The sequence below is a fragment of the Enterobacter sp. ENT02 genome (assembly GCF_019219165.1).
Lineage (GTDB): Bacteria > Pseudomonadota > Gammaproteobacteria > Enterobacterales > Enterobacteriaceae > Enterobacter > Enterobacter mori.
Genome location: NZ_JAHUWD010000006.1, coordinates 181153 through 203173 on the forward strand (window position 1 = coordinate 181153; position 22021 = coordinate 203173).

Annotated in this window: 23 protein-coding genes; 15 read left to right on the plus strand and 8 right to left on the minus strand. The window is 58.2% G+C overall.

All coding sequences use genetic code 11. From position 1 onward, the window contains the following. Window positions 1-61: 61 nt before the first annotated feature. Window positions 62-1282 (plus strand): aspartate aminotransferase family protein, encoded by a 1221-nt coding sequence (locus tag KW829_RS17890; protein ID WP_010436339.1) that lies wholly within the window; start codon window positions 62-64, stop codon window positions 1280-1282. Here KW829_RS17890 and KW829_RS17895 read toward each other — a convergent pair. Continuing rightward, complete coding sequence (locus KW829_RS17895; RefSeq protein ID WP_218308756.1) at window positions 1279-3366, minus strand: YccS/YhfK family putative transporter; 2088 nt, start codon at window positions 3364-3366, stop codon at window positions 1279-1281. The two genes, KW829_RS17890 and KW829_RS17895, sit on opposite strands and share 4 nt — an antisense overlap. 57 nt (window positions 3367-3423) lie before the next feature. Next, complete coding sequence (gene crp, locus KW829_RS17900) at window positions 3424-4056, minus strand: cAMP-activated global transcriptional regulator CRP (protein ID WP_000242758.1); 633 nt, start codon at window positions 4054-4056, stop codon at window positions 3424-3426. Window positions 4057-4367: 311 nt separating this feature from the next. Between crp and KW829_RS17905 the strand changes: the two genes are divergently transcribed. Continuing rightward, the gene (locus KW829_RS17905) at window positions 4368-4772 is read left to right on the plus strand and encodes an OsmC family protein (protein WP_010436331.1); all 405 of its coding nucleotides are present in this window, start codon (window positions 4368-4370) and stop codon (window positions 4770-4772) included. A gap of 66 nt (window positions 4773-4838) precedes the next feature. On the opposite strand, the gene KW829_RS17910 is transcribed toward KW829_RS17905, so the two are convergent. Genes KW829_RS17910 through KW829_RS17920 form a run of 3 tightly spaced genes read right to left on the minus strand, consistent with a single transcriptional unit; the run spans window position 4839 to window position 6976 of the window. Continuing rightward, on the minus strand, window positions 4839-5708 hold the full coding sequence (locus KW829_RS17910; RefSeq protein ID WP_010436329.1) for a phosphoribulokinase: 870 nt from the start codon (window positions 5706-5708) through the stop codon (window positions 4839-4841). Between the two features lie 30 nt (window positions 5709-5738). Next, the gene (locus KW829_RS17915) at window positions 5739-5957 is read right to left on the minus strand and encodes a YheU family protein (RefSeq protein WP_089598578.1); all 219 of its coding nucleotides are present in this window, start codon (window positions 5955-5957) and stop codon (window positions 5739-5741) included. After that, window positions 5954-6976: a hydrolase gene (locus KW829_RS17920; RefSeq protein ID WP_218308745.1), complete on the minus strand. Its 1023-nt coding sequence runs from the start codon at window positions 6974-6976 to the stop codon at window positions 5954-5956. The genes KW829_RS17915 and KW829_RS17920 overlap by 4 nt, the downstream gene beginning before the upstream one ends. A gap of 228 nt (window positions 6977-7204) precedes the next feature. Between KW829_RS17920 and mdcA the strand changes: the two genes are divergently transcribed. The 8 genes from mdcA (at window position 7205) to mdcH (ending at window position 14256) form a co-directional block, all read left to right on the plus strand. Beyond that, window positions 7205-8860, plus strand: a complete 1656-nt coding sequence (gene mdcA / locus KW829_RS17925) for a malonate decarboxylase subunit alpha (RefSeq protein WP_010436323.1) — start codon at window positions 7205-7207, stop codon at window positions 8858-8860. Next, window positions 8860-9717 carry a triphosphoribosyl-dephospho-CoA synthase gene (locus KW829_RS17930; RefSeq protein ID WP_010436322.1) on the plus strand — a complete coding sequence of 286 codons (858 nt, stop codon included), beginning with the start codon at window positions 8860-8862 and terminating at the stop codon, window positions 9715-9717. Before mdcA ends, KW829_RS17930 begins: the two co-directional genes overlap by 1 nt. Before the next feature lie 9 nt (window positions 9718-9726). Beyond that, window positions 9727-10026: a malonate decarboxylase acyl carrier protein gene (gene mdcC, locus KW829_RS17935; RefSeq protein ID WP_010436321.1), complete on the plus strand. Its 300-nt coding sequence runs from the start codon at window positions 9727-9729 to the stop codon at window positions 10024-10026. Next, window positions 10019-10852 (plus strand): biotin-independent malonate decarboxylase subunit beta, encoded by an 834-nt coding sequence (locus tag KW829_RS17940; RefSeq protein ID WP_010436320.1) that lies wholly within the window; start codon window positions 10019-10021, stop codon window positions 10850-10852. The genes mdcC and KW829_RS17940 overlap by 8 nt, the downstream gene beginning before the upstream one ends. Next, window positions 10852-11652 (plus strand): biotin-independent malonate decarboxylase subunit gamma, encoded by an 801-nt coding sequence (gene mdcE / locus KW829_RS17945; protein WP_218308757.1) that lies wholly within the window; start codon window positions 10852-10854, stop codon window positions 11650-11652. Before KW829_RS17940 ends, mdcE begins: the two co-directional genes overlap by 1 nt. Window positions 11653-11780: 128 nt before the next feature. Next, the gene (locus KW829_RS17950) at window positions 11781-12740 is read left to right on the plus strand and encodes an AEC family transporter (RefSeq protein WP_218308746.1); all 960 of its coding nucleotides are present in this window, start codon (window positions 11781-11783) and stop codon (window positions 12738-12740) included. Between the two features lie 2 nt (window positions 12741-12742). Continuing rightward, window positions 12743-13360 (plus strand): malonate decarboxylase holo-ACP synthase, encoded by a 618-nt coding sequence (locus KW829_RS17955; RefSeq protein WP_089598581.1) that lies wholly within the window; start codon window positions 12743-12745, stop codon window positions 13358-13360. Continuing rightward, window positions 13360-14256: a malonate decarboxylase subunit epsilon gene (mdcH, locus tag KW829_RS17960; RefSeq protein ID WP_218308747.1), complete on the plus strand. Its 897-nt coding sequence runs from the start codon at window positions 13360-13362 to the stop codon at window positions 14254-14256. The genes KW829_RS17955 and mdcH overlap by 1 nt, the downstream gene beginning before the upstream one ends. A gap of 62 nt (window positions 14257-14318) precedes the next feature. Here mdcH and KW829_RS17965 read toward each other — a convergent pair whose 3' ends face one another. Together KW829_RS17965 and KW829_RS17970 are read right to left on the minus strand one after the other, a co-directional pair. Beyond that, window positions 14319-15251: a LysR family transcriptional regulator gene (locus KW829_RS17965; RefSeq protein WP_089598583.1), complete on the minus strand. Its 933-nt coding sequence runs from the start codon at window positions 15249-15251 to the stop codon at window positions 14319-14321. Window positions 15252-15266: 15 nt separating this feature from the next. Beyond that, window positions 15267-17171, minus strand: coding sequence for an ABC transporter ATP-binding protein (locus KW829_RS17970; RefSeq protein WP_108417736.1), 1905 nt, complete (start codon window positions 17169-17171; stop codon window positions 15267-15269). Window positions 17172-17306: 135 nt separating this feature from the next. On the opposite strand from KW829_RS17970, the gene kefG reads away from it, so the two are divergent. The 4 genes from kefG to slyD all read left to right on the plus strand — a co-directional run bounded on the left by kefG (window position 17307) and on the right by slyD (window position 20565). Beyond that, a complete protein-coding gene (kefG, locus tag KW829_RS17975) occupies window positions 17307-17861 on the plus strand; it encodes a glutathione-regulated potassium-efflux system ancillary protein KefG (protein ID WP_085928927.1) in 555 nt (184 codons plus the stop codon). Next, window positions 17861-19666, plus strand: a complete 1806-nt coding sequence (gene kefB / locus KW829_RS17980) for a glutathione-regulated potassium-efflux system protein KefB (protein WP_100167375.1) — start codon at window positions 17861-17863, stop codon at window positions 19664-19666. Before kefG ends, kefB begins: the two co-directional genes overlap by 1 nt. A gap of 13 nt (window positions 19667-19679) precedes the next feature. After that, window positions 19680-19880 carry a YheV family putative zinc ribbon protein gene (locus KW829_RS17985; RefSeq protein ID WP_010436300.1) on the plus strand — a complete coding sequence of 67 codons (201 nt, stop codon included), beginning with the start codon at window positions 19680-19682 and terminating at the stop codon, window positions 19878-19880. Window positions 19881-19974: 94 nt separating this feature from the next. Beyond that, window positions 19975-20565 carry a peptidylprolyl isomerase gene (gene slyD / locus KW829_RS17990; RefSeq protein WP_089598586.1) on the plus strand — a complete coding sequence of 197 codons (591 nt, stop codon included), beginning with the start codon at window positions 19975-19977 and terminating at the stop codon, window positions 20563-20565. Between the two features lie 51 nt (window positions 20566-20616). Here the strand turns inward: slyD and KW829_RS17995 are convergent, their stop codons facing one another. Then, window positions 20617-20835, minus strand: coding sequence for a protein SlyX (locus KW829_RS17995; protein ID WP_010436296.1), 219 nt, complete (start codon window positions 20833-20835; stop codon window positions 20617-20619). A gap of 238 nt (window positions 20836-21073) precedes the next feature. Between KW829_RS17995 and fkpA the strand changes: the two genes are divergently transcribed. Further along, complete coding sequence (fkpA, locus tag KW829_RS18000; RefSeq protein WP_010436293.1) at window positions 21074-21892, plus strand: FKBP-type peptidyl-prolyl cis-trans isomerase; 819 nt, start codon at window positions 21074-21076, stop codon at window positions 21890-21892. Window positions 21893-22021 lie beyond the last annotated feature (129 nt).

Below are 22021 nucleotides of genomic sequence, written 5' to 3' on the forward strand. Positions count from 1 at the left end.
TATGCATATTTTGTGATTATATTTTCACAATCACTGTGACATAAAAATGGATGGTCATGACATGGCAACTGAACAACCAGCAATTACCCGTGCAACATTTGATGAAGTGATTCTGCCGATTTATGCACCGGCTGAGTTTATCCCTGTGAAGGGGAAAGGCAGCCGCGTCTGGGATCAGCAGGGCAAAGAGTATGTTGATTTCGCGGGCGGGATTGCGGTGACGGCGCTGGGCCATTGCCATCCCGCGCTGGTGGAGGCGCTGAAAACCCAGGGCGAAACCCTGTGGCACACCAGCAACGTGTTCACCAACGAACCGGCGCTGCGTCTGGGGCGTAAGATCATCGATGCCACCTTCGCGGAACGCGTGCTGTTTATGAACTCCGGCACCGAAGCCAACGAAACCGCCTTTAAGCTGGCGCGCTACTACGCCACCACGCGCCACAGCCCGTACAAAACCAAAATTATCGCCTTCCACAATGCCTTCCACGGACGCTCCTTCTTTACCGTCTCCGTTGGCGGCCAGCCGAAGTATTCAGACGGCTTTGGCCCGAAACCGGCAGACATTGTCCACGTGCCGTTTAACGATCTGCATGCCGTGAAAGCGGTAATGGACGACCACACCTGCGCGGTGGTGGTCGAGCCTATTCAGGGCGAAGGCGGCGTGACCGCAGCGACGCCGGAATTCCTGAAAGGGCTGCGCGAACTGTGTGACGAGCATCAGGCGCTGCTGGTCTTTGATGAAGTGCAGTGCGGCATGGGGCGCACCGGGGATCTGTTTGCCTACATGCATTACGGCGTGACGCCGGACATCCTGACCAGCGCCAAAGCGCTCGGCGGCGGTTTCCCGGTGAGTGCGGTACTGACGACGCAGGATATTGCCTCTGCGTTCCACGTCGGCTCTCACGGCTCTACCTACGGCGGCAACCCGCTGGCGAGCGCTGTGGCGGGAGCCGCGTTTGATATTATCAATACGCCTGAGGTGCTGAACGGCGTTAGCGCGAAGCGCGAGCTGTTCGTGAAGCATCTCCAGCAGATTAACGATGAATATGACGTTTTCAGCGAGATCCGCGGCATGGGGCTGCTGATTGGTGCCGAGCTGAAGCCGCAGTTCAAAGGCCGCGCGCGTGATTTCCTGCACGCCGCCGCGCACGAAGGGGTGATGGTGCTCAATGCCGGACCTGACGTGATGCGCTTTGCGCCGTCGCTGGTGGTGGAAGATAAAGATATTGAAGATGGATTAACCCGCTTTGCTGCGGCGGTTGCGAAGATCGTTAAAGGCTAATACTCGGTTCGCTTTAACCGGCGCGTTAACCAAATCCCGTGATGCGGGCGCTGACGCCATGCCACCGATGAAATGGTGTGCATGGTGTTCAAATGCCCCAGAACGCGCTGCAGATGCTGCTCAAGGGTGCTCATCGGCCCGTGGGTCAGCGTTTCAGGCGCTTCCAGAATATTCGAATCTCCCGATTCACCTGGCGAGTCATACTCCAGACGCTGCTGACACCTCTGCAACGCAATTTCACACGACTGCAAATAGCGCTGCGCCAGATCCGGCGTCAGCATCGTGTGCTCGCGCGCCAGCGTGGTCATGGCGTTAATGTGCTCGACGATAAACTGGCTGTGTGTCACCCACAGCTTCATGTCTGCAAGATAGTGTGAGTTAAACCCCGGCTCCTGCATCGCCTGATTGAGCGAGTTAAACAGCGCGTTGTGCGCCTGGTTGACCTTCATCCGCTGATACGCCAGCGGGGAGGGCTGCGGATCGTCGCTGAGGATCAGGCGAATGGCCTGCTGGTCGGCTTCCAGCGCGTCATGGGCGTTCTGCCTGAGCAATCCGCTCTGCCACTGCGGCCACAGCCAGACCATACCGCCGAAGGCAATCAGGCAGCCAATCAGCGTATCGACCAGGCGAGCCACGATAAACTGCTCGCCGTTGAGCGTGAGCAGCTGCAGGGTGTACACCGCGGTGACCGTAAAGCCCACCATCGCCCAGCCGTAATTTTTACGGATGATCAGATAGCTCACCATGGTGATCGCCAGCATCCCGACCAGCGTATAGCCTTCCGGCACGTGGAAGTGAAGCGTCACGCCCGCAATAATCAGCCCGGCTAGCGTTCCGCCAGCCCGGTGGAAGATACGCACTCGCGTGGCCCCGTAGCCGTTCTGCGTGACAAACAGCACGGTCATTAAGATCCAGTAGGGTTTAGGCAGGTGCAGCGCCATGCCCATCAGGCTTGCAATGCTAAGCATCACGCTTATCCGCGCCGCGTTGCGCAGGGCGGCGGATTTCAGTGACAGATAGCTTTTGAGCGCAGGCAGCAGCGGCAGACGTTTCTGCTTATCCGCCATCAGGTCGCGCGGATAAAGCGGGCGCTGCGTACGCAACACGCGGGCGATACGGCTGAAGTGCCAGGCGGCAAACTGGCCTACCGGGTTATCCGGATGCTGACGGGCGATTTTCTCCAGCGCGCCGAGCTGTTTTTCCATGTTAAAACGCGTGGGGTAGCGGTGATAGAGAATATCGTCAGCCAGTACCCTAAGCCGCGCGGCGACGGTCTGGGCGTTCCAGCGGATCACTGCTTCTGCATGGCTGCGCTCTACCAGCTTTTGTACCTCCTGCGGGTGGTGAAGGCTAACGGAGATATGCTCCTGCAGGTCCAGCCCCACCTGGAAAGTGCGCAGCAGCCGTTTGTATTCGTGGTTCTTGTTGGCGGCAAGCATGTGCAGCTGCTGGTAGCACTGGCTAATCAGGTCGACAACCTTTTGCTGGCGCGTCAGCAGCGGCGGCAGGGATTTCTCCGGGTCGGTATGTTGGGTGAGCAGGGTGTATTTGGCTTCACAGTAATCCGCAAGCTGCACATAGAGCAGGCTCAGGGATTCACGCAGCGGCTGTTCCCGCCAGAGCCAAAACCAGAACCAGTTAAACACCCCGTACCAGAGCGTGCCAAGGGCGTAGATCAGCAGCGGCTCCCACACCGGCATATTCCCGGCGAGGCTCAGGGTGAAGATAGCCGCAATCAGCGAAGCGGGCAGCAGGCGCGCGTGCAGCGAACTGATTTCCGCCGTCACGCCAAGCGTCATCGCCAGCACGGTCAGGATCAGGGGCAGAGGGATATCATGGGCAAGCAGGAGCTGTACGGCGAGACTACAGCCAGCAAACAGACAGCCACCGATAATCAGGCGTTTGAAAAAGCGCTTATGCGGCGTGTCCAGACCGGCAATGTTGCAGCAGGCGGGCACGAGGGAAAACAGCAGACCTTGCTGGAGGTGTCCGAGGATCAGGCCCACGGCCACAGGAAGGCACAACACCAGCGTTTGTCGCAGTGCGTAGTTAACTTCCGGGTGATAGATCAGCCTGCGCCACATGAGGAGTAGAGACAAAAACGGCGTGACACCTTGCGATGGCACGCCGTTTGAGCGGAATTAACGCGTTCCGTAAACCACGATGGTTTTACCGTGGGCGGAGATCAGGTTCTGGTCTTCCAGCATTTTCAGGATACGGCCCACTGTTTCACGGGAGCAACCGACGATCTGACCAATTTCCTGGCGGGTAATTTTAATTTGCATGCCGTCAGGGTGGGTCATGGCGTCTGGCTGTTTCGCCAGGTTCAGCAGGGTCTGCGCGATACGGCCGGTTACGTCCAGGAAGGCGAGGTTACCCACTTTCTCAGATGTCACCTGCAGACGGCGCGCCATCTGGGAAGAAAGACGCATCAGGATGTCAGGATTAACCTGAATCAGCTGACGGAATTTCTTGTAAGAAATTTCAGCCACTTCACATGCTGTCTTTGCACGAACCCAGGCGCTACGTTCCTGGCCCTCTTCAAACAGGCCCAGTTCACCGATGAAATCGCCCTGGTTCAGATAAGAAAGGATCATCTCTTTCCCTTCTTCATCTTTGATCAGCACTGCCACCGAGCCTTTAACGATGTAATACAACGTTTCCGCTTTTTCACCCTGGTGAATCAGCGTGCTCTTCGATGGGTACTTATGAATGTGGCAATGAGACAAGAACCATTCGAGAGTCGGGTCTGTTTGCGGTTTGCCAAGCACCATGCGCTGTTATCCTCTGTTATAAGCTGTCACCAGAGTCATAAGATGCATCCGGACTCTGGGGTTGCAATCGAATTCTTACCCATACCCTGGGAAGTCGGCTGTCGTAACGTTTCGCAGCCAGTAAAGTTTGATGTCCTCTGCATACATGTGTAACGTCAATGTATTACTGTAGCATCCAGAGTGTTTTAGCATAGCTTTTGCCGCGTGTCTCCTGGTGTCTCGCTTCAGCATGATGCAGGTCGCCTTCCGTTGCGAGAAATGTAATGCACGCGTAATCTGTCACCAAAAATGCAACGTTGGAGTTAATGAATATGCAAGCGCGTGTGAAATGGGTTGAAGGTTTAACGTTCCTGGGCGAATCCGCTTCTGGACATCAGATTTTGATGGACGGTAACTCCGGCGACAAAGCCCCAAGCCCGATGGAGATGGTGCTGATGGCGGCGGGCGGATGCAGCGCAATTGACGTGGTGTCGATTTTGCAAAAAGGTCGTCATGATGTGACCGATTGCGAAGTGAAGCTTACTTCCGAACGTCGCGAAGAGGCGCCACGCCTGTTCACGCACATTAATCTGCACTTTATCGTGACCGGTAAAGAACTGAAGGATGCCGCAGTATCACGCGCCGTAGACCTTTCTGCGGAGAAATACTGCTCTGTGGCGTTAATGCTGGAGAAAGCGGTAAAAATCACGCATTCGTATGAAGTGATCGAGGCTTAATTATTGAGGCATCGTGCGTGTTGATGCCCTCACCCTAACCCTCTCCCACAGGGAGAGGGAACATGTTCACGCGATCTGCTTCCCTTCCATCAGTCGCTGGACCAGCGGCGTCATAATTAACTCCATCGCCAGCCCCATTTTTCCGCCCGGCACCACCAACGTATTCATGTGCGAAATAAACGAGCCCTGCAGCATCGCCAGCAGCCAGGGGTAATCAATGCCTTCGAGATTGCGGAAATGGATGACGACAAAGCTCTCATCCAGCGACGGGATCGTTTTGGCCGCAAACGGGTTGGAGGTATCCACCGTCGGCACGCGCTGGAAGTTGATGTGGGTGCGGGAGAACTGCGGCGTCAGGAAGTTGATGTAATCCTCCATGGAGCGCACGACGGAATCCATCACCGCTTCGCGAGAATGCCCGCGCTCGCTCATGTCACGCGTCAGCTTCTGAATCCATTCAAGGTTAACAATCGGCACCACGCCGACCAGCAGATCCACGTGACGCGCGACGTCGTGTTGAGGCGTGACCACGCCGCCGTGTAGCCCTTCGTAAAACAGCACGTCGGTCGGCTCCGGCAGCGGCTGCCACGGGGTGAACGTCCCCGGCACCTGATTCCAGGGAACCGCTTCGTCGTAGGTGTGCAGGTATTTGCGGGACTGCCCGGTCCCGCTCTGCCCGTATTCGCGGAAGGTTTGTTCCAGCAGGCTGAAATCGTTGGCTTCCGGCCCGAAATAGCTGATGTGTTTGCCCAGATCGCGCGCCTTGCGGATGGCCATGTCCATTTCCGGGCGCGTATAGCGGTGAAAGCTATCGCCCTCCACTTCTGCCGCCCGGAGATTCAGCTGTGCGAAAATCTTGCGAAAGGCGAGGCTGGTGGTGGTGGTACCCGCACCACTTGAGCCCGTTACGGCAATAACCGGATGTCTGGCAGACATAGCAACTCCCTGACTGGAAAGGTTTACAGATCAGCCGTGAAACGCGTTGCGGTGCATGATATTGATCGTCTCATGCAGTTCGGACCACACCAGCACCACGTCGCCACTTTTCAGCTGGCGCTTAACATCGCTGACCTTTTGTTCGAGCGAACGTTCTTGTTCACCATAATCGGTGCCTTCACGTAATACAAAGCTTTCAATCAGATTATCGAGCGTTTCGGGAGCGAGATCCTGCCAGGGGATAATCATTTTTTACCGTCCAGAAAAGAGGTGAGCCAGTCAGGGATGCGGGTTTCCAGCCACATTTTCGGCCTGCGTAGCGTGCCGCCAACAAAGCCGACGTGCCCACCGTACTCGGTGAGCTGATACTGCACGTTAGCCGGTAAATGCTCCGGTGCCGGAATGGAGTGATGATCCATAAACGGATCGTCTTTGGCGTGGATAATCAGCGTCGGCGTGGTGATTTGATTCAACAGCGGCATGGCGCTGCACTGACGGTAATAGTCAATCGCATCGGCAAAACCGTGGATCTTCGAGGTAATCAGATCGTCAAACTCGCGCAGACGCTTCACGCGCTTGAGCTGCTGCAGGCTAACCGGCAGGGTATCAGGGTAGGCCTTCAGCTTGCGCGCGGCGTTGGCCTTCAGCAGGTTGAGCAGGTAGCGCTGATAGACGCGGGAAAACCCTTTCTCCATATGGTAGCTGCACTGCTCGAGCATAAAGGGAGCGGAGACAATAACAGCGGCATCCAGCGGGACTGCATCACCTTCTTTAGCCAGCAGGCAGGCCAGCATATTGCCGCCCAGCGAATAGCCCACCGCCGCCGTTGGCACCGTGCCAAAATTTTCTCTCAGCCAGTGTAAGAACCAGGTGCCGTCTTCGGTTTCGCCGGAATGGTAAATGCGCTTCTGGCGATTCGGCTCGCCGCTGCAGCCGCGAAAATGCATCACCACCGCCAGCCAGCCGCGGGCTTTCGCCGCCTCGATTAAACCGTGGGCGTAGGGACTGTGCAGGCTGCCTTCCAGACCATGAAACACCACCAGGCGAGGTTTGTGTCGGGCCAGCTCCGGCGCTTCGCTCCAGGCGAGATCTAAAAAGTCGCCGTCCGGCAAATCCAGGCGCTGCCAGTGCGGGGTGAACTGCACCTTGCGGCGGATCAGGCGCGGCAGCATGGTTTGCAGGTGGGGGTTAGCCACGCCGCGCATGGGCACGAACTCTGCGCTCTCTTCGGCTGTAATGTCGAAGTCTGATGGAATGATTTGGGTCATAAGGGCGATGCTGATTCTTGTCAGAAATTTACTATACCTTCCGAATTGTACCCCGTTTAGCCTGGATTTCCGAACCATGAACTGATCCCGATCACAAATCTTTACCTTGATTATTACTCTCAGGCTAATGATTCAGCTCTACGCTTAATTGATGCCTTTCTCGCCAGAGCGCAGACTTTACTCAACGTTAGGCAAATCAGAATGATGTGCTGAATCAGGAGGTTAATAATGTTATCTGGGCAAACACCCACCCGGCAATGGAACACACGACGCAGCGAGAAAGCGCGTCGTCTGGCGTCCGTACCGGTGCAGGGCAAGGTACTGCCAACCGGCGATCTTGTCGCCATGCTGGAAAAACTGATCGCCCCGGGCGATAAAGTCGTGCTGGAAGGCAACAACCAGAAGCAGGCGGATTTCCTTTCCCGCTCGCTCGCTGAAGTGAACCCGCAAATCGTTCACGACCTGCATATGATCATGCCGAGCGTTGGCCGCAGCGAGCATCTGGATATCTTTGAAAAAGGCATCGCCCGCAAGCTGGACTTCTCCTTCTCCGGGACACAGAGCCTGCGTATCTCGCAGCTGCTGGAAGACGGTCAGCTCGAAATCGGTGCAATTCACACCTACATCGAACTCTACTCGCGCCTCTATGTCGACCTGTCCCCCAACGTGGCGCTGATTGCCGGTTTTAAAGCCGACCGCAAAGGCAACCTCTACACCGGGGCGAGTACCGAAGATACCCCGGCGCTGGTGGAAGCCGCCGCGTTCCACGACGGCATCGTCATCGCGCAGGTGAACGAGCTGGTGGACGACGAGTGCGATCTGCCGCGCGTCGATATTCCGGGCTCCTGGATCGACTACGTGGTCGTTGCGGACAAGCCGTTCTTTATTGAACCGCTGTTCACCCGCGACCCGCGCCTGATCAAACAGGAACATATCCTGATGGCGATGATGGCGATCAAAGGCATCTATGCGGAACACCAGGTGCAGTCCCTGAACCACGGTATCGGCTTTAACACCGCGGCGATTGAGCTGCTGCTGCCCACCTACGGCGAACAGCTCGGCCTGAAGGGCAAAATCTGTAAACACTGGACGCTGAACCCGCATCCGACGCTGATCCCCGCCATTGAAAGCGGCTGGGTGGAAAGCGTGCACTGCTTCGGCGGCGAGCTGGGGATGGAAGAGTACATCCGCGCCCGTCCTGATGTCTTCTTTACCGGTGCCGATGGCTCGATGCGTTCCAACCGCGCCTTCTGCCAGCTGGCAGGCCAGTACGCGGTGGATATGTTCATCGGCTCTACGCTGCAGGTTGACGGCTACGCCAACTCCTCAACCGTGACCCGCGGTCGTCTTTCCGGCTTCGGCGGTGCGCCAAACATGGGCCATGACCCGCACGGTCGTCGTCATGCGACCCCGGCCTGGCTGAACATGATCACCGAGCCGGATCCGATGCAGCGCGGTAAAAAGCTGGTCGTGCAGATGGTGGAAACCTTCCAGGCAGGCGTGAAGCCGACCTTCGTGGAAAAACTCGATGCCGTCGACGTGGCGAAAGCCTCCGGCATGCCGCTGGCACCGGTGATGATTTACGGCGACGACGTGACGCACGTGCTGACGGAAGAGGGCATTGCCTACCTCTACCGGGCGAAAGATCTGGAAGAGCGTCGTGCCATGGTTGCCGCCGTCGCGGGGATCACCGATATCGGCCTGGGCGTTGACGCCAAACGCGTGGCGGAACTGCGCCAGAGCGGCAAAGTGGTGTATCCGGAAGATATGGGGATTCGTCGCACCGACGCCACCCGCTCTCTTCTGGCAGCCGGGAGCGTGTCTGACCTCGTTGAGTGGTCCGGCGGTCTGTATAACCCACCTGCGAAATTCCGGAGCTGGTAATGAAACTTCTGCCCCAGATTCAGGTTGAAGGCGGTGCCGAATGGCTGGCGCGAACCGCCACGCAGTGTCTGATTGACGAAGCACGTTTAAGCCCGAAACCCGGTCTGGTGGACAGTCGGGGGAACGGCGCGCACCACGATTTATCCCTTGCGCTGATGGAGCGCTCCGCGCACAGCCTGACCCCCACGTTTCAGGCGCTGGCGCAGCAGAGCTGGCAGCGTCCGGCGGACATTGCGCTTCGGCAAACCGTTGGCCGTCTTGGCCGCGAAGGCGAGCAGCAGATGATGGCTGCCACCGACGGGGTTAATACCCACCGTGGTGCGATCTGGGCGCTGGGATTGCTGGTGAGCGCGGTGGCGATGCTGGGCGGTGAGGCGACTGCGCAGGCCGTCGCGAATACCGCCGCTCAGCTGGCGAAACTCCCGGACGATGCGGCGCCGAAAGTGTTCAGCAAAGGGCTGCGCGCCACGCACCGCTACCGCGTGCCGGGCGCACGCGAAGAGGCGCAGCAGGCGTTCCCGCACGTTATGCAGCGCGCGCTGCCGCAGCTTCGCCTCAGCCGTCTCAACGGCAGCAGTGAAACGCATGCGAGGCTCGACGCGCTGATGGCGATCATGACGTCACTCACCGACACCTGCGTGCTGTCGCGCGCCGGAATGGAGGGACTGGACGCCATGCAGAACGGTGCTCGTGGGGTACTGAACGCCGGAGGATGCGCAACGCTTTCAGGGCAGCAGGCGCTGGCGAGCTTAGACCGCCAGATGCTCTCGCTCAACGCTTCACCGGGCGGCGCTGCCGACCTGCTTGCCGCTACGCTGTTTCTCGACCGCGTCGAAACGCCTTATTCAAAGCATTAAGAGGATGTTATGGAAAAAATTACATTGACCGTGCCCGCCAGCCGCGAAGTAAGCGGCAGGGCGCTGGCAGGCGTCGTCGGCTCCGGGGATATGGAGGTGTTGTTCGCCGCCGAACCGGGCCAGACCTTAACCGTTGATATCACCACTTCAGTCGACAACAGCCGTGGTCGTTGGGAGGCGCTGTTCAACCGTCTGCACACCGTCAGCAGCCTGCCCGCAGGCAAACTGACCATCCACGACTTCGGCGCGACGCCGGGCGTGGCGCGCATTCGCATCGAACAGGTCTTTGAGGGGGTGAGCCATGCGTAATGACAGCAGCTTTATCGAACTAAAAGCACGCCAGCGCGCGCAGGCGCTGCTGGATGACGGCAGCTACCGCGAACTGCTGGATCCGTTTGAAGGCATTATCTCTCCGTGGCTTGGGCCGCAGGGGATTGTTCCGCAGGCCGATGACGGCATGGTCGTCGCAAAAGGCACCATCAACGGTCAGCCTGCGGTCGTCGTCGCGATTGAAGGCGCGTTCCAGGGCGGCAGCATGGGCGAAGTGTCCGGCGCCAAAATGGCGGCGGCGCTGGAGCTGGCGGCAGAAGATAACCGCAACGGCATTCCGACGCAGGCGGTGCTGTGCCTCGAAACCGGCGGCGTGCGTCTGCAGGAAGCTAACCTCGGCCTGGCGGCGATTGCCGATATCCACGCCGCGATTGTTGACCTGCGCCGGTATACCCCGGTGGTCGGGATTGTTGCCGGGACCGTGGGCTGCTTCGGCGGGATGTCCATCGCCGCGGCGCTGTGCAGCTACCTGATCGTGACCCGTGAAGCGCGTCTCGGCCTCAACGGCCCGCAGGTTATCGAGCAGGAGGCGGGGATTGAAGAGTACGACTCCCGCGACCGTCCGTTTATCTGGAGCATGACCGGCGGCGAAGTGCGTTATCAAAGCGGTCTGGTGGATGCGCTGGTAGGCGACGGCGTAAACGCGGTGAAAGCGGCGGTGAACGAGGCGATAGCGAAAGGCGTACCGGCGAAACACCGCACCGATAACTACGACGATTACCTGAACCGTCTGACCCATTTCGACACCCGCAAACAGGCCGATGCCGAACAGATTAACGCACTTTTTGCCCGGGAGGTGAAATGATGACTAACTCAATGAGCCGTGGTGAACTCTGGCTGGACATTCTTGCCCCGAATGCAAAACGTGTGGAAGGGTTATGCCCGTCCGTGCAGGCGGCAGACGGCGAGCTTAATGGTGAAGCGGTGCGCTTTGTGGCCGTGGTTCCGGATGCCAACAACCACTTCCCGCGCGCCGCGAAAGGTGAAGTCGGTCTGCTGGAAGGCTGGACGCTGGCGAAAGTGGTCAGCGAAACCGTCGCGGCGGATGCCGATAAGGACGTTAAGCGCCCGATTGTGGCGGTGATTGACGTCCCAAGCCAGGCCTATGGCCGTCGTGAAGAGGCTTTTGGTATCCATCAGGCGCTGGCGGGAGCCGCTGCCGCGTATGCGAACGCGCGCCTGGCCGGTCATCCGGTGATTGGGCTTATCGTCGGCAAGGCGATGTCCGGCGCGTTTCTGGCGCACGGCTACCAGGCCAACCGCCTGATTGCCTTTAACGACAAAGGGGTGCTGATTCACGCGATGGGCAAAGAGTCTGCGGCGCGCATTACGCTGCGTACCGTGGAGGCCCTGGAAAAACTGGCGGCAACCATTCCACCAATGGCGTATGACATCAGCAACTACGCCACGCTGGGGCTGCTTTCTGACCTGCTGGACATCAGCAACCCGGATGCCCCATCCGATAACGATCTGGCACAGGTGAAAACCACCCTGCAGCAGGCCATCAGTGACGCACGTCAGGATATCACCTTGAAAAACCGTCTGGGTGCTGACAACCGCCGCAGCTCGGCGCTCGTACGCGAACGTATGCGAGCCAGCTGGTAAGTAAAAAAGAGACCTGCCAGAGATGCAACCCCCCGTGGGCGCGCCCGCTGCGCCCGCGTGGGAGCCTGCATCCTGAAAAATAATAAACATCGCACCAGTGCTAAAACTTTTTTTACTACAGGTGATTTATGACTTACGTAATTGTTCATGCTCTTGCACCGATTTTCGTCATCATGCTGCTGGGATTCTGGGCCGGTAAGGCAAAGATGGTCGATAACAAAAACGTTTCCCTGCTCAATATCTTCGTGATGGATTTTGCACTGCCTGCCGCGCTGTTTAGCGCCACCGTGCAAACGCCGTGGACCGGCATCGTGGCGCAGTCGCCGCTGATCCTGGTGCTGACCCTGGCGATGTGGATCACCTATGCGGTCATCTACTTCCTTGCCACCAAAATCTTTAAGAAATCCCCGCAGGACGCGGCGGTGCTGACGCTTACCGTTGCCCTGCCGAACTACGCGGCGCTCGGTCTGCCGATTCTGGGCAGCGTGCTGGGTGAAGGATCTTCCACGTCGCTTTCCGTTGCGGTCTCTATTGCCTGCGGTTCGGTGCTGATGACCCCGTTCTGCCTGCTGATCCTGGAGCGCGAGAAAGCGCGCGCCGAGGGGAATAATTCCGGCTCAACGCTCTCCATGCTGCCGGTGCTGATGTGGCGTTCCATTAAAAAACCGATCGTGATGGGCCCGCTGCTGGGCGTGATTCTCTCCGCCATCGGCATCAAAATGCCGGAACTGGTGCTTGCGGCGATTAAACCGCTGGGGCTGTCCGCCACCGCTGCGGCACTGTTCCTGACCGGGGTGATCCTCTCTGCCCGCAAGCTGCAGATCAACACCATGGTGATTACCGCAACCATCGCCAAGCTGCTGATTCAGCCCGCGATTGCCTGGGGTATCGTGCTGATCTTCGGTCTGCACGGCTCGGTGGCGATTACCGCTATCCTGATGATTGCGCTCTCCGCGGGCTTCTTCGGCGTGGTGTTCGGTAACCGCTTTGGCGTGCAGTCGCCGGATGCTGAAGCCGTGCTGCTGTTAAGCTCCGTACTGTGTATCCTGTCGCTTCCGCTGTTTATCTCGCTGACTTCAGGAATGTAATCATGACCACAACATTACGCCCGCACGACCTCATCTGGCTTACCGCGCGCGACGCGCTGGAAGGCATCACCGAATCCTGGGTTGAGGCAGCCTGGCATATTGGCCTGCCGGTAGTGGTGCGGCGTGATGTTGATAATGAAGGCCGTATTCCCGTTGGCGTGCGCGGCCTGCGTCGCGACCAGCGTGCGGCCGGATGGGTGAAGCCCGAAAACGTGCAGCGCGTGGTGTCACCTGAAGACCTGTGCACCACCGCCGATCTGCTGCGCTCGCCCTTTGTGACCCAGCCGCCGGTTCAGGTGGCGCTGCAGCTGGCTCAGCAGGCGTGGCCGTGGACGTGGGGCATTACCGGCAGCGCCGGCTACGCGCTGGCGACCGGTATTCCGGTGATCCATGCCGACAGCGATCTTGATCTGCTGATCCGCGCCCCTGAGCCGATTTCCCCGGATGCTTTTACCGCATGGCAGTCGCAGCTGAGCCGCGCACTGTGTCGGGCGGATACGCAGGTCGATACCCCCGAAGGGGGCTTTGCGTTGGCGGAGTGGCTGCGCGACGGCAAAACGCTGCTAAAAACTCAATGTGGACCGCGCCTGGTGGCGGATCCGTGGCGCAGGGAGGAGTGATGAAAATACTGTTTACCTTTCCGGGGCAGGGTACGCAGCACGAAGGCATGCTGCAAAACCTGCCGGGAACGGAGCTTGCACAGGCACGCGAGGTGCTGGGCAGCGAAGTCGATACGCTGGACAGTGCAGCCTCGCTAACTCACACCCGCGCGGTTCAGCTGTGTCTCCTGATTTCAGGCGTGGCCTGGGCGCGCGAGCTGGAGCGTCGCGGCGTGACGCCGGATATCGTCAGCGGGCTGTCCATCGGCGCTTATCCGGCGGCGGTTATCGCGGGCGCGCTGGATTTTTCGGACGCGCTGAGGCTGGTGGCGCTGCGTGGTGACCTGATGGAGCAGGCGTACCCGCACGGCTACGGCCTGACGGCGATTATGGGGCTGACCCTGCCGCAGGTGGAGCAGCTTATCGAGGGTACCGGAACGTATATTGCTAACCTGAATGCCGAAACGCAGATCGTCATCGCCGGAACCGATGAGGGGATGGCGCAGGTGGCAGAACGCGCGCTGGCAAAAGGGGCGAGCAAGGCCAGGCGGCTGGCGGTTAGCGTGCCGTCGCACTGCGCGCTGTTGGCGGAACCGGCGAAAAAGCTGGCGTCGGCGTTTGAGCCCGTTACGCTGGCTCGTCCACGCTGCGCCTACCTGAGCGGCAGTACAGGCCGCGTGCTCTGGCAGCCGGAAAAGATTGCCGACGATCTGGCGATGAACATGGCGCGAACCGTGCGCTGGCAGGAGGCGATGATTTCCGCTAACGAACGCGAAGCGCGGCTGGCGATTGAAATGCCGCCCGGCGGCATATTGACCTGCCTGACGCGTCAGGCTGCGTGGGAAGGGGAAACCATTTCGCTGGAGCGCAGCGGGGTGGACGTGGCGGTGCATCTGGCGGGTCGGCTTCAGCGATGAGTTTTTTGCCCGGTGGCGGCTGCGCCTTACCGGGCCTACGTGTTCGGTTGCTTTGTTTTGTATCACACACTTTCCTGCAGGCTGCGCGCATACATCCGCCCTTCGGCGGCTAATGCCCGCAGGCTTGGGTCCTGCTCGCGGTTACGGGCAAAGACAATCGCGATCAGCTGCTGCATCTGGTACGGCTCCGCCAGCTTCAACAGCTGCACGGAATTCTCGTAGACCTTCTTCATCCTGCCCGGCATCAGCGTAAATCCAACGCCTGCCTGCACCAGGCTCAGCATCGAGAAAATGTCATTAACGCGCGTGACGATTTCCGGCTCGAACCCGGCGATATGAAACGCTTCCTGAAACCCTGCATACGTGGCGAACCCTTCCGCCAGGGCGACAAATTTCTGGTCTTTATAATCACGCAGATCCGCAGGGCCGCGGGTATTCAGCGTGGCGGAAGCCGGTGCGGCAAGGAAAATATCGTCGTGGAACAGGGGCAGCACTTCGAGGCTGTTACGGTCGATGTCGCTTTCGGAGATGGAGATAAGAATCGCGTCCAGCGAGCCTTCATCCAGCATGTGCAGCAGGGTGTCGTTGGAGCCCATCGTCAGATCCATCTCCAGATCCGGACGGCGCAGCTTCATGCCCATAATCAGACGCGGTACGGTTTCCAGGGTGAGCGAGTAGAGCGTGCCCACGCGCAGCCGCCCCTGGCCGATACCGGCGATTTTGCGGGACGCCTCCAGGCCGCGCTCCATCACCTGCATTACCTCCTGGCAATACTCCAGCAGCGTCCACGCGGAGGGGAGCGCAATCAGGTTACGCCCCTTGTGTGTAAAGAGCGGGCAGCGCACGTTCTCTTCCAGCGTGTGCAGCGCACGGTGCACGCTGACGCCGCTCAGGCCCAGCGTTTCGGCGGTACGCGCGATATTCCCCTTCTCCATAAACGTCATGAAGATGCTGAGCTTGCGGAATGTAATATCGCTCGTGGTATCGAAACGCATAACCCTCCCGATGGTTTAGTCGGCCTGAAGCATGGCTTCCAGCTGTTCCTGCGCGTCCAGCCACGCCATTTCGCACTCTTCGAGGCTGGATTTGGTTTTCGCCTGGGTTTGCAGACAGTCGGTCAGTTCCGCTTTGCGGCTCTGGTCGTACAGCTCGCTGTCGCCCAGCTTCTCTTCAACGGTAGCCAGCGTGGCGTTGAGCTTTTCCATCTCTTTTTCAAGACGGGCAATCTCTTTACGCAGCGGCTGCGTCTGGGTGCGCAACTCCGCTTCACGGCGCTTCTGGTCTTTACGCGACTGCGCGCTGTTGGCGTTGTCTTTCGCTGACTCTTCCGGCTGGTTCTCCTGCTTCTGCACGTCCGTCAGCCACTGCTGGTAGTCTTCCAGATCGCCGTCGAACGGTTCAACTTTGCCGCCGTGCACCAGGTAGAGATCGTCCGTGGTAGAGCGGATCAGGTGGCGGTCGTGCGAAACCACAACCAGCGCGCCTTCGAACTCGATCAGCGCTTCGGTCAGCGCCTGTCGCATGTCGAGATCCAGGTGGTTGGTCGGTTCATCGAGCAGCAGCAGGTTCGGGCGCTGCCAGACGATCAGCGCCAGCACCAGACGGGCTTTTTCGCCCCCGGAGAAGCGCTCGGTGTTTTCCGTCACCTTATCGCCCTGGAAGCCGAAGCCGCCGAGGTAGTCGCGCAGCTTTTGCTCCATCTCCTGCGGCGCCAGACGCGCCAGGTGCTGAATCGGCGATTCATCCGCGCGTAAAAATTCCAGCTGATGCTGGGCGAAGTAGCCCAGCTTAATGCCCTTCGCCAGGCCGATTTCACCGCTGACCGGGTTAAGCTCGCCCGCCAGCAGTTTGATCAGCGTCGACTTACCGGCGCCGTTACGCCCCAGCAGGCCAATGCGCGAACCCGGCACCAGGTTGAGCTTGATGGAATCGAGAATAATGCGCTCGGCATAGCCCGCGCTGACCTTCTCCATCTTCAGCAGCGGGTTCGGCAGGCTTTCAGGCTCGCGGAAGCTGAAGTGGAACGGGTTATCAACGTGCGCTGGGGCAATCATCTCCATGCGCTCCAGCATCTTGATGCGGCTCTGGGCCTGCTTGGCTTTTGAGGCTTTGGCCTTGAAGCGATCCACAAAGCTCTGCAGGTGCGCCACGCGCTGCTGCTGGCTTTCGTACATGGACTGCTGCTGGGCAAGGCGCGTCGCGCGCTGGCGCTCGAAGGAGCTGTAGTTGCCGGTGTACTCGAACATCGTTTGCTGTTCGATGTGAATGATTTTATCCACCACCGGATCGAGGAAGTCACGGTCGTGGGAGATCAGAATCAGAGTGCCCTGATAGCTCTTCAGCCACTTCTCCAGCCAAATAACGGCATCAAGATCGAGGTGGTTGGTCGGTTCATCGAGCAGCAGCAGGTCAGAGCGGCAGATCAGCGCCTGCGCCAGGTTGAGGCGCATGCGCCAGCCGCCCGAGAAGTCACTGACCGGGCGTTCCAGCTGTTCATTGCTGAAGCCCAGGCCGTGTAGCAGGCTGGAGGCGCGGGAGCGAATGGTCCAGGCGTCGATGGCGTCTAGCTTGCCGTGAACGGTGGCGATGGCGTGACCGTCGTTGCGCTCGTTCGCGGCGTTGAGTTCTGCCTCGAGCTTGCGGTATTCACGGTCGCCGTCGATAACATAGTCGAGCGCCGGCTCACTCAGCGCAGGCGTCTCCTGGTTTACCCAGGCAAGCTGCCAGTTCCCCGGGAAGGTAAAGTTACCGCCATCCGCGCTAATCTCGTTTTTCAGCAACGCCAGCAGGGTGGATTTACCGCAGCCGTTTTTGCCGACCAGACCCACTTTTTGGCCCGGGTTGATGGTAGCAGTGGCGTTATCCAGCAGGACGCGCACGCCGCGACGAATTTGTAACGAGGAGAAAACAATCATAGAAGCGCCGTATGTTCCGACTATGTTAATTTGTCATTATGATAATGTAAGGTGTGCGCCATTTTCCGCACCGGGCCGCCATGGTAGCCCAAAACAACGACGATACACAAAAACAGAAACAAGACCGGGAGGGGAATGATGTCTCAGACAGCAAAGGTGCTGCTGCTGTATGCCCATCCGGAATCTCAGGACTCGGTGGCGAACCGGGTGCTGCTTAAGCCGGCTACACAGCTCAGTAACGTAACAGTGCACGATCTCTACGCGCACTATCCTGATTTCTTTATTGATATTCCTTACGAGCAGGAACTGCTGCGTCAGCATGACGTCATTGTGTTCCAGCATCCGCTTTATACCTATAGCTGTCCGGCGCTGCTTAAAGAGTGGCTGGACCGCGTGCTGAGCCGGGGCTTCTCCAGCGGGGTGGGGGGAAACCAGCTGGCGGGAAAGTACTGGCGTAGCGTCATCACGACCGGTGAGCCTGAAAGCGCTTACCGTCACGACGGGCTGAACCGCTATCCGATGAGCGATATCCTGCGTCCCTTCGAGCTGACGGCGGCAATGTGCCGTATGCACTGGATGAGCCCGATTATTGTCTACTGGGCGCGACGCCAGCAGCCACAAGAGCTGGCGAGCCACGCCAGAGCCTACGGTGAATGGCTGGCCTCACCGATTCCGGCAGGAGGTCGTTGATGGAAGGATCGAATTTACTCCTCGCCGGGGTGCTGTTTTTATTTGCGGCGGTTGTTGCGGTGCCGCTTGCGGCACGTATCGGGATCGGTGCAGTGCTGGGGTATTTGTTGGCGGGGATCGCCATCGGCCCCTGGGGGCTGGGATTCATCAGCGATGTGGATGAGATCCTCCACTTCTCTGAACTGGGCGTCGTGTTCCTGATGTTCATCATCGGCCTTGAACTGAACCCGTCCAAGCTGTGGCAGCTTCGCCGCTCCATCTTCGGCGTGGGGGCGGCACAGGTGCTGTTCAGCGCCGCGATTCTGGGCGGGCTGCTCATGTTGACGCAGTTTTCCTGGCAGGCGGCGGTGATCGGCGGGATTGGCCTCGCGATGTCCTCCACGGCGATGGCGCTGCAGTTGATGCGCGACAAAGGGATGAATCGCAACGAAGCCGGACAGCTGGGCTTTTCGGTGCTGCTGTTCCAGGATTTGGCCGTTATCCCGGCGCTGGCGCTGGTGCCGCTGCTGGCAGGATCCGGTGACGATCATTTTGACTGGGTAAAAATCTCCATGAAGGTGCTGGCCTTCGCGGGGATGCTGATTGGCGGGCGTTTCTTACTGCGTCCGGTGTTCCGCTTTATTGCCGCCTCGGGCGTTCGTGAAGTGTTTACCGCCGCGACGCTGCTGCTGGTGCTTGGCTCTGCGCTGTTTATGGATGCGCTGGGGCTGTCGATGGCGCTGGGGACGTTCATCGCCGGGGTGCTGCTGGCGGAGAGCGAATATCGTCACGAACTGGAAATTGCCATCGATCCGTTTAAGGGGCTGCTGTTAGGGCTGTTCTTTATTTCGGTCGGCATGGCGCTGAACCTTGGCGTGCTTTATACCCATCTGCTGTGGGTGGCCGTGAGCGTGGCGGTGCTGGTGGCGGTGAAAACGCTGGTGCTCTACGTACTGGCCCGTATTTACGGGCTGCGTAGCTCGGAACGCATGCAGTTTGCCAGCGTGCTAAGCCAGGGAGGAGAGTTCGCGTTTGTGCTGTTCTCTACCGCATCTTCCCAAAAACTCTTCAAAGATGACCAGATGGCGCTGCTGCTGGTGACGGTCACGCTGTCGATGATGACCACGCCGCTGCTGATGAAGCTGGTGGATAAACTGCTGTCGCGCCGGTTTAACCCGGCTGATGATGAAGATGAAGCGCCCTGGGTGGAAGATGATAAGCCACAGGTTATCGTCGTGGGTTTTGGCCGTTTCGGACAGGTGATTGGGCGTTTGCTGATGGCGAACAAAATGCGCATCACGGTACTGGAGCGCGATATCAGTGCGGTCAACCTGATGCGCAAATATGGCTATAAGGTTTACTACGGCGACGCGACCCAGCTTGAGCTGCTGCGCTCGGCGGGGGCGGAAGCGGCAGAGTCCATCGTGATTACCTGCAATGACCCGGAAGATACCATGAAGCTGGTGGAGCTGTGTCAGCAGCATTTCCCGCATCTGCATATTCTGGCGCGTGCGCGGGGACGTGTTGAAGCTCACGAATTGTTGCAGGCGGGTGTGAAACACTTCTCCCGTGAGACGTTCTCCAGTGCGCTGGAGTTGGGCCGTAAGGCGCTGATCTCGCTCGGCATGCATCCGCATCAGGCGCAGCGCGCCCAGATGCACTTCCGCCGGCTGGATATGCGGATGCTGCGCGAGCTGATGCCGGTCCATACCGATACGGCGCAAATATCCCGCGTGCGGGAAGCGCGTCGCGAGCTGGAGGAGATCTTCCAGAGAGAGATGCAACAGGAACGACGCCAACTGGACGGCTGGGACGAATTTGAATAAAGGGTAACGAAAGATGGCTGTACGTAAACGCTTTATCGCGGGGGCAAAATGCCCGACCTGCCAGGCGCAAGATACCCTGGCTATGTGGCGTGAGAATAATATTGATGTAGTTGAGTGTGTTAAGTGCGGTCACCAGATGCGTGAGGCTGATAAAGAGGCCCGCGATCACGTTCGCAAAGAAGAGCAAGTGATCGGCATTTTTCATCCGGACTAGCGATATGCCCTGAGTTTTTTTAAGCTAAAGGGTACACGGGTGCAGATTTCCGCTACAATCTGCGCCAGCAATTTTCCCACGCTCAGGAGATATCATGAAAGTAGCAAAAGACCTGGTGGTCAGCCTGGCCTATCAGGTACGTACAGAAGACGGTGTGTTGGTTGATGAGTCTCCGGTGAGTGCGCCGCTGGACTACCTGCATGGTCACGGCTCCCTGATTTCTGGCCTGGAAACAGCGCTGGAAGGTCATGACGTTGGCGACAAATTTGACGTTGCTGTAGGCGCGAACGACGCTTACGGTCAGTATGACGACAACCTGGTTCAGCGCGTTCCTAAAGACGTGTTCATGGGCGTTGACGAACTGCAGGTTGGCATGCGCTTCCTGGCGGAAACCGACCAGGGCCCGGTGCCGGTTGAAATCACTGAAGTTGAAGACGACCACGTTGTGGTTGACGGCAACCACATGCTGGCTGGCCAGAACCTGAAATTCAACGTAGAAGTTGTTGCGATCCGTGAAGCAACCGAAGAAGAACTGGCTCATGGCCACGTTCACGGTGCACACGGTCACGACCATGACCACGATCACGGCCACGACGGCTGCTGCGGTGGTCACGGCCACGATCACGACCATGGTCACGACCACGGTAAAGGTGGTTGCGGCAACGGCGGCTGCGGCTGCCACTAATACCGTCATGCGGAAAATAAAAAAGCGGGATAATCCCGCTTTTTTTACGTCTCAATAATGAGGTGGTGGTGTCTCTTCTGACTGAGAGGCGATGTGCGACGACTGGGTTGCCTTCACTTTTTCAGTGAGCAGGCGCATCAGATCGCGCAGCTTTGCCATTTCAAGTTCATGGGCGGTTACGGTCTGGTTAAGTTCTTCGATGGTGATGTCCTGAAAAGCCAGTCGGCTTTCCAGCTCAGCCAGTCTCGCTTCAATCAATGTGTCCTTCATGGTTCACCTCGTCAATTTCACACTCGCCATAATGGGCCTGCGGCGGCGAAGTTTAACTGAGTTTATCCTCAAGTGCAGTATCCATCCCTTTGGCAAGAAACTTATTTAAACAAAAATAGTCTGAAAAGAGACGAGAATCGGGAGAGTCTGTCTGTAGATTTCTTCCGCAACGATTTATAGTACGTCACTCATTTACGTTTAATGCTGGGGTGAGAGTCCCCAGGCCCTGGAGATATGGATGAAATCACTGTTCAAAGTAACGCTGCTGGCGACGACAATGGCTGTCGCACTGAATGCACCGCTGTCTTTCGCTGCTGACACTGCAGCGAAGCCTGCTGCAACTGCAGACAGCAAAGCGGCGTTCAAAAATGACGACCAGAAATCCGCCTACGCACTTGGCGCATCTCTGGGTCGTTACATGGAAAACTCTCTGAAAGAGCAAGAGAAACTGGGCATCAAACTGGACAAAGCTCAGCTGATCGCGGGTGTTCAGGATGCGTTTGCAGATAAGAGCAAACTGTCTGACCAGGAAATCGAACAGACTCTGCAGGCGTTTGAAGCGCGTGTGAAAGGTGCTGCTCAGACCAAAATGGAAGCAGATGCCAAAGACAACGAAGCGAAAGGCAAAGCTTACCGCGATACCTTTGCTAAAGAAAAAGGTGTAAAAACCTCCTCTACTGGCCTGGTGTACAAAGTTGAGAAAGAAGGTACCGGTGATGCGCCTAAAGACAGCGACACCGTTGTGGTTAACTACAAAGGTACGTTGATCGACGGTAAAGAGTTCGACAACTCTTACACCCGTGGTGAGCCTCTTTCCTTCCGTCTGGACGGTGTGATCCCGGGCTGGACCGAAGGCCTGAAAAACATCAAGAAAGGCGGCAAGATCAAGATGGTCATCCCACCGGATCTGGCTTACGGCAAAACCGGTGTGCCGGGTATCCCAGCGAACTCTACGCTGGTCTTTGACGTAGAACTGCTGGACATCAAACCGGCACCTAAAGCGGATGCCAAGGCAGATGCTCCGGCTGACGATAAAGCCGCTGCTGCTAAGAAGTAATGCTGAAAAAAAACCGCCGCCTTCGAGGCGGCGGTTTTTTTTATTGTAGGGCAGATATAATTAACACTGGAAAGCGCTATACACGCTGTATTAATTTAGTTGTCCGTGTAGATAATGAGCCTGCCCTGA

Bases quoted from the DNA above. Each gene is read 5' to 3' on its own strand.
- KW829_RS17890 (WP_010436339.1), top strand. From the start codon at position 62: ATGGCAACTGAACAACCAGCAATTACCCGTGCAACATTTGATGAAGTG.
- KW829_RS17895 (WP_218308756.1), bottom strand. From the start codon at position 3,366: ATGTGGCGCAGGCTGATCTATCACCCGGAAGTTAACTACGCACTGCGA.
- crp (WP_000242758.1), bottom strand. From the start codon at position 4,056: ATGGTGCTTGGCAAACCGCAAACAGACCCGACTCTCGAATGGTTCTTG.
- KW829_RS17905 (WP_010436331.1), top strand. From the start codon at position 4,368: ATGCAAGCGCGTGTGAAATGGGTTGAAGGTTTAACGTTCCTGGGCGAA.
- KW829_RS17910 (WP_010436329.1), bottom strand. From the start codon at position 5,708: ATGTCTGCCAGACATCCGGTTATTGCCGTAACGGGCTCAAGTGGTGCG.
- KW829_RS17915 (WP_089598578.1), bottom strand. From the start codon at position 5,957: ATGATTATCCCCTGGCAGGATCTCGCTCCCGAAACGCTCGATAATCTG.
- KW829_RS17920 (WP_218308745.1), bottom strand. From the start codon at position 6,976: ATGACCCAAATCATTCCATCAGACTTCGACATTACAGCCGAAGAGAGC.
- mdcA (WP_010436323.1), top strand. From the start codon at position 7,205: ATGTTATCTGGGCAAACACCCACCCGGCAATGGAACACACGACGCAGC.
- KW829_RS17930 (WP_010436322.1), top strand. From the start codon at position 8,860: ATGAAACTTCTGCCCCAGATTCAGGTTGAAGGCGGTGCCGAATGGCTG.
- mdcC (WP_010436321.1), top strand. From the start codon at position 9,727: ATGGAAAAAATTACATTGACCGTGCCCGCCAGCCGCGAAGTAAGCGGC.
- KW829_RS17940 (WP_010436320.1), top strand. From the start codon at position 10,019: ATGCGTAATGACAGCAGCTTTATCGAACTAAAAGCACGCCAGCGCGCG.
- mdcE (WP_218308757.1), top strand. From the start codon at position 10,852: ATGACTAACTCAATGAGCCGTGGTGAACTCTGGCTGGACATTCTTGCC.
- KW829_RS17950 (WP_218308746.1), top strand. From the start codon at position 11,781: ATGACTTACGTAATTGTTCATGCTCTTGCACCGATTTTCGTCATCATG.
- KW829_RS17955 (WP_089598581.1), top strand. From the start codon at position 12,743: ATGACCACAACATTACGCCCGCACGACCTCATCTGGCTTACCGCGCGC.
- mdcH (WP_218308747.1), top strand. From the start codon at position 13,360: ATGAAAATACTGTTTACCTTTCCGGGGCAGGGTACGCAGCACGAAGGC.
- KW829_RS17965 (WP_089598583.1), bottom strand. From the start codon at position 15,251: ATGCGTTTCGATACCACGAGCGATATTACATTCCGCAAGCTCAGCATC.
- KW829_RS17970 (WP_108417736.1), bottom strand. From the start codon at position 17,171: ATGATTGTTTTCTCCTCGTTACAAATTCGTCGCGGCGTGCGCGTCCTG.
- kefG (WP_085928927.1), top strand. From the start codon at position 17,307: ATGATGTCTCAGACAGCAAAGGTGCTGCTGCTGTATGCCCATCCGGAA.
- kefB (WP_100167375.1), top strand. From the start codon at position 17,861: ATGGAAGGATCGAATTTACTCCTCGCCGGGGTGCTGTTTTTATTTGCG.
- KW829_RS17985 (WP_010436300.1), top strand. From the start codon at position 19,680: ATGGCTGTACGTAAACGCTTTATCGCGGGGGCAAAATGCCCGACCTGC.
- slyD (WP_089598586.1), top strand. From the start codon at position 19,975: ATGAAAGTAGCAAAAGACCTGGTGGTCAGCCTGGCCTATCAGGTACGT.
- KW829_RS17995 (WP_010436296.1), bottom strand. From the start codon at position 20,835: ATGAAGGACACATTGATTGAAGCGAGACTGGCTGAGCTGGAAAGCCGA.
- fkpA (WP_010436293.1), top strand. From the start codon at position 21,074: ATGAAATCACTGTTCAAAGTAACGCTGCTGGCGACGACAATGGCTGTC.